This is a genomic window from Paenibacillus sp. FSL R5-0636 (genome assembly GCF_037974255.1).
In the GTDB taxonomy this organism is placed as follows: Bacteria; Bacillota; Bacilli; order Paenibacillales; family Paenibacillaceae; genus Paenibacillus_AQ; species Paenibacillus_AQ odorifer.
This window is the reverse complement of sequence record NZ_CP150232.1, coordinates 988210-1001158: the sequence shown is the minus strand read 5'-3', so window position 1 is coordinate 1001158 and position 12949 is coordinate 988210. Positions and strand designations below refer to the sequence as shown.

Genomic DNA, 12949 nt, shown 5'->3' with positions numbered 1-12949 from the left:
AATTAACTATAAGTTTCACCCTAAACGTTATCCTTAAGCTAGTTAGGGATGATAAAGCTATTTCTGCTTGTTTTCCCTATATACTACCACGTTTACGCGCTAAAGTCCGTTAATTCTTTGTCTTATTTTGCAGCTCTCTCCAGACTGTTTTGTTGCTGTATTGCCGTTCTGTACTAACATCCTTACCGAACCATTCCGGCTCTTTAAAGCTTTCCGCTTCCTCCAGAGATTCAAATTCAACCTCGAGTACGGACAATTTCAGCTGGGAATATACGTCGATCTCAACCGTTGTGCCATTCCACACCGCTGTAATTCGCTCTTTGACCAAAGCTACCGCATTTACCGCTTCGATCATCTGATTATATAAACCCTCTGAGATAAAATATTCGATCTCTTCGCGTTTGATCCCTTTGCCATCCTTAAACGTATGCGTGTAGGTTACCTCACCTGAGTCCAGATCCGTAATTTTACGCACACGAAGCTCTTGACCACCATCTATCGCCAGATATGTCTGATCGATATTATGACGGGTAACAATCTTCAATTCTCCCTTTTGAATCAGCTGCTCCGGAAATTCCGGCAGCAGAAACTTGCGTTCGATCTCCAAAGCCATGATGTTTCGCTCCTCTTCGTGTCATATATTTTATATTAATAATCATCATAGGGGTGTGACAAACCCAAGTCAATGTGGATTATAGGGAAATAGGACATGCTCTAGCTTAAAAAGGCTACCGTGGTGCTCATTGTGAGATTTATGGAGGTTGTGGAAGATGGGGCTCACCATAGATTACTGGAAACTACGGATAATTAGCGAGTCAGCCCTCGATCATTGGGAAGCATCATTTGATTAGTTGGTCAGTGTGCCACTGGTCGGACTCACCTATTCGATTAGTTGGTCAGCGCGCACTGGTTGTACTCACCCATTCGATTAGTTGGTCACGCGCCACTGGTCGTACTCACCCATTCGATTAGTTGATCACGCGCTACTGGTCATACTCACCTATTTACTTACGGACCGTATAGCCACTATTTGCGAAAAAAGCACATATTTGAGATGGTATCGGACTCAGGTGCAGCTATTTACTCCAAAACACCCCATGCGGTTGCGATAATTAGCCAATAGCGTCGCTGGGGTCCGAAAGTAGCCTCAATTACCTCTTTTCTAGCAAATAAGGACTCCTGAGTCCGATTCGAAGCAGGGTACCTAGGAACCTAGCAGCAACCAAGGAAATTCTCCATTATATGCAGTCAGCACCTTCTCATTCTTATCCCAGACCAAACCCTATTGATGGAGCATCGTTAACTGGTGGCACTCCCCCATATCTTACGGACTAATAAAAAACCGAACGAAAATCAGAGGAAATCCTGAAATCCGCTCGGCTCGACGGCAAACTTATTTTATTTCTTTCATAAATGCCTGAAAGTCTTCTACGATTTCTTTTGCTTTAGTGCGATATAAATAATGTCCCTCTTCAAACTTCACTATTTTTCCATGTACAGAGTCCTTGATTTGCTTTTCATGCTCTGGTATCCATCTATCCGTTGCTGGTTGATTCGCTTGTATAAAGAAAATAAGAGGAAGATTTTTAGGAAATGTTAAACTTTCAGCTGATTTAAAATTAGAATACATCATTCCAGCTTCATTTAATTGGGTGGGATTAAATATGTTTTTGCGATTGATCAATCTCATTTGTTCTTTTGTTTTATCATCAAATGGTAGTTCAGCAATTGGGTCAGCACTGAATTTCATTTGCAATCTGATTAGACCTGATTTTTTGAGCAGATTTATAGTTTTTAATTCCGAAGCTTCGATTTTCCTCTCGCTTATCGATGGAACACTACTATCAAGCCCGACAAATGCACTCACTTCATTTTCATACTTGTTAACATAATCTAGTCCATAAATGCCTGAAATGGAGTGGCCCATTAGAATATAACGGTCAATATTAAGAGCCTGTAAAGCCTCATGAATTTCACTTACAATATTCTCTGTGCTGCGCTCCTTTTTGGTCAGATCACTTAATCCATACCCAAAAGGCTCAATCATGACGACTTTGTAAAACGGTGACAGCTCATCTATTAATGATTTAAAATCAAGAGCTGGCGCTGCTGTGCCATAACCCGGTAGTAGAACGACTGTTTCTTCACCTTTTCCTTGAATATAAACATTCATATTTTTCCCATCAACAGGTACTAACTGACCATAGGGCTCTATTTTACTCTGTTCCGATTTGTTGCTGATCAGATTAACTGTATAAACAATGGCGAGAAAAAGCAGGATTGCGATAATTATTGCTCCTATTACTTTAAGTAGTATGTTTAGTATTTTACTTGTTCTCGTGCCCGCCTTCATTTTCATTACTTCTTTTATTTTCAATCGTATCTTCTCCTGTCATCACCTGTGTATTGGACTGCCATAACTAACTGCTAATCTAAGATTAACCAATAAAGATGTACTCTCTATGACCTTAATATGAACGGAATATGAACAGGTAAAAAAGCTACAGCGTCTTACGCAAGGTAGCTGCACAGGATGTCATAACATAAGGAATATATGTGTATAGGCGGAGACGGTCAAGGCTGCCTTGCCATCCGCAGCTTCAGCTGGTTCAAATTCGTCATTGCCAACAAAAAAAGCAAACCACGAGCTAGGCTCATGGCTTGCTGGTGGCTTGCTCGTGTTTGCTCATGTCTTACTCGTAGCTTGCTCATGTCTTACTCGTAGCTTGCTCATGTCTTGCTCGTAGCTTGCTCATGTCTTGCTCGTAGTTTGCTCATGGCTTGCTCACGGCTTGCTGGTGGCTTGCTCGTGTTTGCTCGGGGTTTGCTTTCTGTTTATCTAATGAATTCTAATCCTGCACCTTCAATTTATAACATCCACTAACAAAATCCTGCTGGATATCCGGCAGAGCCAGTCCAGCCTGCATTAGCCGATCACCACCGTAAACCTCACCACTCACCTCCAGAATGTAATCCAGCTCCGGATTTAAACCATTCAGCTTCAGGCTACGGCGGGGCGGGTGCGGCACAGCCATTACCCGGAAGTAATAAACTAATGCCTCACGCTGATCATCGGACACGAACATCCAGGCTGTCTCATTGCCCTCAAACGGGCTTTGCAGCCGGTACAGATTCCCTTGCTGCACAAGACTGCGGATTTGCTTATAGTTCGCAACCTGTTCCTTCACAATTTCCTTCTCTTCGTCTGTAAACTTCGTAAGATCCAGCTCATAACCGAAATTACCGGACATAGCTACATCTCCACGGAAGGACAGCGGGGTGATCCGTCCTACCTGATGATTCGGCACGGCAGACACATGCGCGCCTATCGAACTAACCGGATACACCAGACTTGTTCCATACTGAATCTTCAGTCGTTCCACAGCATCGGTATCATCACTGGTCCAGGTCTGCGGCATGTAATGCAGCATGCCTGGGTCGAAGCGGCCACCACCACTACAGCAGCTCTCGAACAGGATATGTGGAAATTCTGAAGTTATTTGCTCCAATAGCTCATACAGACCAAGCACATAACGATGTGCGGTTTCCCCTTGGCGTTCAGAAGGTAACTCTGCAGAGCCAATCTCCGTTAAACAACGGTTCATATCCCATTTCACATAACTAATGGGCACGGTCGAGAAAATCCGGGACAGTGACTCATAAATGTACTGGCGCACATCCTCCCGAGTATAGTCCAGCACCAATTGCCAGCGAGCTTCGCTGCGGCGGCGTCCCGGCACATGCAGACACCAGTCGGGATGCTTACGATAGAGCTCGCTGTCCGGCGAGATCATCTCCGGCTCGAACCAAAGGCCGAACTGCAAGCCTAGATTGTTCACGCGCTGCGCCACATCAGACAGTCCGCCCGGAAGCTTGCGCAGATCCTCCACCCAGTCTCCGAGAGAGGAGTTGTCAGCGTCTCTTTTGCCAAACCAGCCATCGTCCAGCACGAATAGCTCTATCCCGAGCTTGGCTCCTTCCGCCGCAATCGACTCCAATTTATCCGCATCGAAGTTGAAATAGGTAGCTTCCCAATTGTTGACCAGAATGGGCCGTTCCTTATCTCTATATAATCCTCTGCATAAACGGGTCCGGTACAGGCGATGATAGGTTCTCGACATTTCCCCGATCCCCTCGGAAGAATACACCATCACTACCTCAGGGGACTGGAATTGTTCGCCCGGCTCCAGCAGCCAGGAGAAATCAAAAGAGTTCAGTCCCATCGTAAACCGGGTCATCCCGAAGGAATCGACCTCTGCCTCAGCTTCAAAGCCTCCACTATATACAAGACTGAAGCCGTAGGCCTCTCCATGATTTTCATCCGTTTCAGGTTTCACCAGCGCAGCAAATGGATTTAACTGGTGGCTGCTCATCCCTCTGCGGCTCCCAATGGTCGTACCACCTTGCACCAGACGTCTACGAGTCAGATTACCTTCCCTTGACCAAGCTCCTGCCAAATAGATCATATCCATATCGCCAGACGAGAAATCGACACTAGCACTCAGTGCACGCTGCAATTGCAGCTGCGTTTTGCCCGCATTGGTGAACTCCACAGAGCGGGTGATTACGTTAGTATGTTCAAAAACTGTATAGCGCAAAATAACATTCAGCTTGGTGTAATCATCTTTAAGTGTAAGCTCCAACGTCTGTGCTTCTTGCTCAGACTCAACATATACGGATGGTAGACCCGGCAGTGAAGGTTTACCCTCAACTACCCGATACCCGCTGTATTTCAGCTCTGTAATACGAGTGCCGTCTTCGAGCCGAACTTGATAAGCAGCTGTTCTGAAATCTCCCGTCCCGTATTGTGGGTATTCCTGCGGGAGCCGGTCGAGACCCGTATTTCCTCCCAGATTCAACAGCCCTTCCAAATTGCTGTCACTACGCAGCTTCTTGCCCCAATACGCATGTGCCGGATAATCATTTACAAGCTGAAGAATGTAACTCATCCCTGCACTCTGTAAATGGAATAATCCCTTATCTTCCTGAACTAAAATCCCCATGTGCCAGTCCTTCTCTCCTTAGGATTTACAGCAAATCTTCGCTCACAAAATCAACCATCGATTGAACCTTTAGCCCCTTAGGTGCGGCTGGAATCCAGTCTCTTCCATCGTTCCCGCGTTGTGAGAACTCTATCGTCTTGGTCTGACCTGGGAGAAGGTCAAAATAATTGTCAGAGAATATTCCTTCGTCTTCTGAAGTCAGGTATACGCCTCTAGCTAATATATCACTGGTCACGGTGAAGCTTAATCCGCCACTCTCTGGAGTTTCCAGCACGGTAATTACTGAGCGCTGTAACGCAATTTCTTTTTCCGGAATAAAATAATGCAGCTTGTGATCTATCACCCGGCCATCCGCCTGTAAGCAAATCCCAAGCAATACGTCACCCACCCGTTGACCTTCTAGCAGGTCTGCCACAGGAGAAGAGAATACGATAGCAGCAGAATCAGCTCCCAGCTCAACCGGATGTGTCCACTCTCGCAGCACCGAACCGTTAAACTGATACAAAGTAAGTACCAGCTCAGCGCTCACTGCTGTTCTTAAATCAGATACGACATGAACGTCTACCTTCTCACGGTCTGTACCGTCGATAGACAACAAAACATCTTGGAAGCTTGAACGCACGGTATATTGCAGAGCTTTCCAGCGCCCGTTATAATCCATCCCCGCCCAAGAAGCCACCGGCCAGCAATCATTCATCTGCCAATATAAAGTGCCCATACAATAAGGTTTATTTCTTCTGTGGCTTTCAATCGCGATTCGGATCGCTTCGGCCTGCAGGATTTGACTCATATATAAAAAGGCTTTGAAGTCCTTCGGCTGCGGCAGATACATATCCATATATTCTTTAATCAGCAGATTACCGCGACCATTCTTCTGATGTGCCAGCATCACCTCTGAGGTAAGCTCCATATCCTGCTCTTCTGCATAGCTCATTACGGTTTTCAGTTCCGGGAACGACTGGAAGCCGTATTCACTCATAAAGCGGCCAACCTTTGTATTATAGTTCTCAAATGGCTCGATCCCGTGCCACACACCCCAGTAATGCACATCCCCTTCGCCCACAATCCGCGTCGCATGCTGATTTATATCGCCAGTCAGCTCCCGCAGCGGCGAAGACGGCCAATAGTCCACACCTGGATGGAATGCGGCTACAGCCTCCGGCAGAATACGGTGGAAGATTTTAATATAATCGGCCCACATTGTCGCTCTTTGCTCAGCGCCGAGTTTTTCTTTCCAGCCCCAGCCCATATTTTCCTCGAACTGTGACCAGGCCGAATCAATCTCGTTATTGCCACACCATAAGGCGATGCAGGGATGATTGCGCAATCTTTTGACGTTGTATTCGGCTTCTTTTTTCACATTCTCAAGGAACGCCTCGTCCCCGGGATACATACTGCAAGCGAACATAAAGTCCTGCCAGACCAGCAGTCCGTATTCATCACAGAGCTGATAAAAAATATCTTCTTCATATATACCGCCGCCCCAAACGCGCAGCATGTTCATATTCGATTCTACTGCTGTGGCAATTTCATGCCGATACCGCTCCTCGGTTACTTCTGTGGTGAAGCTGTCATTTGGAATATGATTGGCACCTTTGGCGAAGACGGAAACTCCATTCAGCGCAAAAGAAAACGAAGCTCCTTTGGCATCACGCTCCCGAATCAATTCAATACTGCGGAGTCCGGTTTTTACACTTTTGCTAACCTCTACTTCCGTTCCCTGCAGCAATTCCGCTTGGAAGGTATATAAATGAGGCTCTCCAAGGCCCCTGCACCACCAGAGCTGTGGCTCAGGTATAACAATATTCATCTCTAATTGCTGCTTGCCTTCCTCTAAAGTAACCGCTTGCATCCACTCCAAACCATCGGCACTTATTCGCAGCATTCCCCGCCAAGCAGCAGGAGCATCCACTTCTACCATTGCGGTCAGGCGAGCTTCTTCCTTAGCAATCACATTTTGACGGATATAGAGGTCAGTAATTTGAACGGTGTCACGTCCCACCAGAGATGCTGCACGCCAGATTCCACTGGTCAAAAAACGCGGGCCCCAATCCCAGCCGTAATGATAAGGTGCTTTGCGCGCAAAAATACTAATCCGTTGTTCATCTAATCCCCCAAGCTCGGATTGATCATTCGAGGCAGGCAGCGCATAACCCAGCTTCGCTAATTTCGGTAAATCTTCCTTAACCACAGAGCGGAACTTCACCCGTATATTATTTTCTCCAGTCTTCAGCTGCTCTTTGACATCCACTTTCCATGCCAGAAACATATTATCAGCAGCGAGCACATGTACATTATTCACGTACACATCTGCATAAGTATCCAGTCCCTCAAAAACTAACTCCGTACAAGCAAGCTCCTGCCACTCTTCCCCCAACTGCAGCGAGGTTTGATATTCCCAGTCCTTCTTATCGATCCACTGTAGATCATGTTCATTTGTTCCATAAAAGGGGTCTGAAATTTTTCCGTTCTTTAGTAAATCCGTATGAACTGTACCTGGCACAGTCGCCGGAAGCCATTCCTCATCACCACAGCCTCTAAAATCCCACTTCGCAAGATTCATATGCAAATGTTTCATAATACCTCCTAAAAGTTTTGTAAGCATAGACTTCTCTGAATGACTTCGCGCAAAACTCGCTTCGGAAGCATATGCCTAAGTTTGGTAAGCATAGACTTCTCAAAAATAGCATAAGACTCAAATTAATTCATTGAACCCTTTTGATATTCTTTGTATTTTGTTATCTTATTGTTAGGTACATGCTAATTATAAACGCAGAAACAAAACAAATAAAGACAATAAATAATAATACAATACATTTATTAACGGCTTCGATAAAGCTATAATGTTCATGTAAACGCTAACAATAAAAACGAAAAGGGGATTAAGCTATGAGAAATAAGTTATTTTCGTTATCCTTTGTTATGATTATGGTCTTATCTTCAACGCTTGCTGGCTGTGGTTCGAATAATGACAACACCACGAATAACGGTGCTGCCGCAACTGATAAGCCCGCAGCAACTAACACAGAGAATACCGGCGGTAACACGAATGCAACTGCAGAACCTGCAGCAGGAGCTGATATCAGCGGCAAAATCACCTTCCTAACTAACAGAACAGACATGATCGGTAAAGAATATGACGAATATGTAAAGCGCTTTAATGAAAAATACCCGAACATTAAAGTCGAGTTCGAAGCTTCCCAAACCGACTATAACCAACAGGCTAAAGTCAGAATGGCCAGCGGCGAGCTTCCAGATGTTATGTTTATTCCTTCCATCCCTAACTCTGACTTGCCGAAATACTTTGCTTCACTGGATGATCTCGGTTTGAATGACCAAATCACCTTTAAAGACTTCAAATCCTTTGATGGTAAGCTGTACGGAATTACTACAGGGAACTCTACTTCCGGAATTGTTTATAACAAAAAAGCATTCACCGATGCCGGCATCACCGAAACGCCTAAGACTTGGGATGAATTCCTGGCTGCCTGCGAGAAGCTGAAAGCAAAAGGTGTCATTCCACTGTCCTCCAACTTCAAAGACAAATGGCCACTTGGTACTTGGGCTTATGATACACCACGCCTAATTGAAGGCAATCCCGACTTTCCTAATGCTAAGCTGAACTCTGAAACACCATTCACTATGGACAACGGTTACGGTAAAGCCTTTAGCCTGCTTAGTGAGCTCAACGAAAAAGGTTATCTGGAAAAAGACATCAACTCCACCAACTGGGAACAATCGAAAAAGGACATCGCTTCCGGCAAGTTCGCCATGTATTATCTTGGCAACTGGGTTATTAACCAAGTCATCGGAGCAGGCGCTGCTTCAGACAATGTCGGCTTCTTCCCATTCCCTTATGACAATTCGGGTAAACCATCTGCTACCCTAAGCCCTGACTTCTTCTATGCCGTTGCCAAAAACAGCGAAAATTTAGAGGCAGCTAAAGCCTTCGTAAAATGGATGATTGAGGATTCGGGCTATGAGGATTTCGCTGGCTTTATCTCTCCATTAAAAGGCAAGGAATCCAATCTGACTCAGCTGAAAGAATTCCAAGCTACCGGAGTAGAACTGGTAGAAGGAACTGTTGACGATGCGAAGGTTACAGAGATCGGTAACAAGGCACAACTGGATCTTCCTGCTGTAGTACAGGAATTCGTGCTTGCCAAGGATCCACAAACTGTATTAGACAAGTGGAATAAAGCTTGGGCTAAAGCCAAGAAGGACCTCGGCTATTAATTTGAGCTTGTGATTAGAAGTACAGAACGGCGCAAAATGGATTATTGCCTTTACGGATAATCCATTTTGCCTTTCCATACCACGCTTTTATGAAAGAAGGGCTAGCGATGTTCGGAACACTTTCCTATAACAAACAGAAGACTATAATCATTGTATCCTTCCTCACGATTCCATTGTTGCTGCTTGCAACATTCACGTATTATCCGGCACTTAAACTGATCTATTACAGCTTTACAAATTGGGATGGCTATAGTCCCGAAAAACCTTGGGTTGGCCTAGATAACTACCGCGAGGTCTTCTCCAATCCTGATATCTTCAAGGTTTTCACACATAACTTTGCTTATTTTGCAATGGGAATTCTCCAGAATATCGTTGCTATTTATTTTGCGGTTGTGCTGAATAGTAGACTAAAAGGGAAAAATGCATTCCGCATCTTACTTTTCCTTCCTTATATCATGAACGGAGTCGCTGTAGCCTTTATGTTCGGTTATGTCTTTGACACTACTAACGGTTCATTGAATATGCTCCTGAATAGCATTGGCCTGACCGGCCTCGGACAGACCAGTTGGCTTGGAACAGAAGGACTAGTCAACTACTCCCTTGCATCCACAGGATTTTGGCGTTTCATGGGCTACAACATGGTCATTTATATCGCATCCTTGCAGGCCATTCCACGTGACATTTATGAAGCTTCTAAGATCGATGGTGCCGGCTCCTTTCAAACGCTGTGGAGAATCACTTTGCCCAATATGAAGGCTGTTATTCAGCTTAATTTATTTCTTACCGTTACAGGGGCACTGGAAGTATTCGATCTCCCCTTCGTGTTGACCAAAGGTGGTCCTGCAGGGGCCAGCCAAACTTATGTACAACGGGTTGTCGATACCGCATTTGCATTTAACAACTACGGCCTTGCATCTGCAATGAGTATAATCCTACTCTTCTTTGTCGTCATCGTACTGCTCATACAACAACTTGTTCTTAGCCGGGGAGGAGATAAGTAGCTATGACACACTCTAAGTTTCGTTTTACAGATATCATTAAATACTTTTCGCTAATTATCGGCGTATTCGTCGTGCTCTTCCCTCCATATGTGGTCATCGTTAACGCCTTCAAATCGACCGAAGAATTCAACAGCAGTAGCTCCACCGCGTTGCCAAAAAGCTTTTTAAACTTCGATAACTTCATTGCCGTGTTTCAGCGTGGAGGTCTACTCAATGGCTTTGGCAACGTATTAATTATTATAGCTATCACTTTAATTCTGAACATTTTGTTCGGGACTATGGTAGCATTTGTATTAGGACGCTTTTCTTTCAAATTGAAACCCATTGTTTTCGGTGCTTATTTAGTAGCCACTATCATTCCTAGTATCACGACACAAGTAGCGACTTTTGGTATCATCAAAAATATGGGTCTTTACAATACGCTTGGCGCCCCGATCGTGCTCTATATTGGAGCAGATGTAATTCAAATCATTTTATATCTGCAATTTATCCGTAATATTCCTGTGGATCTCGATGAAAGTGCGATGGTAGAAGGTGCCTCTCTGTTCAGAATCTATCGGTCGATTATTTTCCCTTTACTTACGCCAGCAACGGCTACTTTGATTATTTTAAAAACCATTAGTATCTATAATGACATGTACATCCCTTATCTCTATATGCCTAAACAAAGCCTTGGTGTAGTTACGACGATCCTGATGCGTTTTCAAGGGGTCAATTCGGGGGAATGGAATTTAATCTGTGCAGCTATTCTGCTTATTCTGCTGCCAACAGTAATTTTATATTTCTTCCTGCAGCGTTACATCTTTGAAGGCGTAACCAGCGGAGCGGTCAAATAAGGTAGCTTATTACAGGAAAGGAACAACGCAAATGCTATCATACATCCGGTTAACTTTACGCAAAATGTGGTTGTTCCTTGCCAATCTACCGATGGAGCGCAAGCTGATCGTTATCTTTGTCTTTCTGATCTCTCTGCCGATCACTTATGTAAGTTATCTATCATCCCGCTCCATGTTCAACTCGGTTCTTGTGAATGCGACTGACGGTGCGGGTCAAATGACATCGAATGCTTCAGATACCATTGACCGGTATATTGCCGACCTCAAGAGATATACAGCCCTGCCGCTGTATAATACCGATGTGCAAGTCTACCTGACACAGCAAAATACCGACTGGGAAAAAAATACGGGCATGGCGATGTTCCTTAGCTATTTGAATCACACTAAGGAAGAGATCATTGCCGTGTATTTGGTGGACCAGTACGGTTCGGTCTTTTATGATAAGGACGCCGGAATTAATGAGCTGTATCCAGAGGAACGATTAGCCAAATGGAGAGCCATGAGTGAAGATGCCGGAGCGGCGCCTGTCATTCAGGGCAGACATACAATCCGTACCAACTCGAATGTCCATAAAGAGGTCTTTAGTGTTCTGCGTACGATTAACTCTGTAAGTACTTTGCAGAATATAGGAATTCTCGTTTTCGATGTAGACATCAATCTGTTTAAGGGTATTATCGATCCCGTAAATGCAGTTACGCAAGGAAATACGTTCATTGTAGATAACAATGGAGAACTGATCTATGCCAGTGAAGATTCAGCGGTTCCGAATCTGGCTGCCGATACACAAACTCTGAATACAAAGCTGTTGCTGCAGCAAGTAAATCAGCAGCAGGATCATTTTCAAATAGACTTGAATGGCCAGTCTTATCTTGCAGTGTATACCGTCTCGAAACAGACCGGTTGGACCACCATGGTTACGATTCCTTTAACACGTATCCTGTCCCCTGTACAAAAGAATCGGAATACGCTTATCTTGACCACACTGATCATCATTGCCTTTGCGCTTTTTGTTGCGACTATAATTTCCCATGCCCTGACCAAACCCCTTAAATCCTTGGTCCGCCTAATGAAACGGGTGCAGCATGGTAATCTGGATGTCTGGCAGCATTCCAAATATAATGATGAGATTGGGATGCTGGGCAGTCATTTTAATCGGATGATCGTAAGGGTCAAAGATCTGTTACAAGAAGTATCCATCACGGAGAAACGGAAGCAGAAGGCTGATATGCGGGCACTTCAGAACCAGATCAATCCCCATTTTATTTATAACACGCTGGAATCCATCCGCATGCTTGCAGAGAGCAATGATGATCCACGTGTGGCGAAGCTAACCTATTTACTGGGACTTCAAATGCGTTACAGCATTGTCCGAAACGAAGAGGCTGTTACAATTAGACAAGAGCTGGATCATGTACGGAATTATTATCAGCTTCTGGAAATCCGATTCCCAGACAAATTCAGACTTAACATTGACGTGCCGGACGAACTCCTTCATCTTCCTGTTATTAAGCTTGTCTTTCAACCGATCGTAGAAAATGCAGTCTTTCACGGCTTGGATCAAAAAGTAGGACTGGGCACCTTGAGCATCACCGCATGGAGTGAGCATGGAGATGCCGTATTCTGTGTAGAAGATGATGGGATCGGTATGGATGAAGCTACTCTTCGTTCCTTAAACAATAGTCTGCAAACTGGAACGGACAATGAAAGGTTCGGGATTGGACTACGTAATGTAAATGAGAGAATCCGCCTGCATTACGGCAGCTCGTTTGGACTGCTTGTAGAGAGTGAGCTTGGAGTCGGCACTCGTGTTACCCTGCGCATTGAGGATATTAACGCTAAATATAGCGAAGATGAATTTATTTAGGAGAGGGGC

The 12949-nt window shown here is 44.7% G+C and carries 9 protein-coding genes; 4 read left to right on the top strand and 5 right to left on the bottom strand.

All coding sequences use genetic code 11. From position 1 onward, the window contains the following. Positions 1–109: 109 nt before the first annotated feature. From MKX34_RS04320 to MKX34_RS04300, 5 genes are all read right to left on the bottom strand, one after another. A complete protein-coding gene (locus tag MKX34_RS04320) occupies positions 110–613 on the bottom strand; it encodes a CYTH domain-containing protein (protein WP_036680734.1) in 504 nt (167 codons plus the stop codon). 780 nt (positions 614–1393) lie between these two features. Continuing rightward, positions 1394–2359 (bottom strand): alpha/beta hydrolase, encoded by a 966-nt coding sequence (locus MKX34_RS04315; protein ID WP_038574125.1) that lies wholly within the window; start codon positions 2357–2359, stop codon positions 1394–1396. Positions 2360–2574: 215 nt separating this feature from the next. Further along, the gene (locus MKX34_RS04310) at positions 2575–2712 is read right to left on the bottom strand and encodes a hypothetical protein (RefSeq protein ID WP_339204475.1); all 138 of its coding nucleotides are present in this window, start codon (positions 2710–2712) and stop codon (positions 2575–2577) included. Positions 2713–2849: 137 nt separating this feature from the next. After that, positions 2850–5003, bottom strand: a complete 2154-nt coding sequence (locus MKX34_RS04305) for an alpha-galactosidase (RefSeq protein ID WP_076296125.1) — start codon at positions 5001–5003, stop codon at positions 2850–2852. Positions 5004–5028: 25 nt separating this feature from the next. Next, positions 5029–7581: a glycoside hydrolase family 2 protein gene (locus MKX34_RS04300; protein ID WP_076296124.1), complete on the bottom strand. Its 2553-nt coding sequence runs from the start codon at positions 7579–7581 to the stop codon at positions 5029–5031. Positions 7582–7892: 311 nt separating this feature from the next. Here MKX34_RS04300 and MKX34_RS04295 point away from each other — a divergent pair, with 311 nt between their 5' ends. The 4 genes from MKX34_RS04295 to MKX34_RS04280 all read left to right on the top strand — a co-directional run bounded on the left by MKX34_RS04295 (position 7893) and on the right by MKX34_RS04280 (position 12940). Beyond that, positions 7893–9239, top strand: a complete 1347-nt coding sequence (locus tag MKX34_RS04295; RefSeq protein WP_076296123.1) for an extracellular solute-binding protein — start codon at positions 7893–7895, stop codon at positions 9237–9239. Between the two features lie 107 nt (positions 9240–9346). Next, positions 9347–10240 (top strand): sugar ABC transporter permease, encoded by an 894-nt coding sequence (locus tag MKX34_RS04290; RefSeq protein ID WP_036686923.1) that lies wholly within the window; start codon positions 9347–9349, stop codon positions 10238–10240. Positions 10241–10242: 2 nt separating this feature from the next. Further along, positions 10243–11076, top strand: a complete 834-nt coding sequence (locus MKX34_RS04285) for a carbohydrate ABC transporter permease (RefSeq protein ID WP_051491485.1) — start codon at positions 10243–10245, stop codon at positions 11074–11076. A gap of 31 nt (positions 11077–11107) precedes the next feature. Then, positions 11108–12940, top strand: a complete 1833-nt coding sequence (locus MKX34_RS04280; protein ID WP_076214905.1) for a sensor histidine kinase — start codon at positions 11108–11110, stop codon at positions 12938–12940. Positions 12941–12949 lie beyond the last annotated feature (9 nt).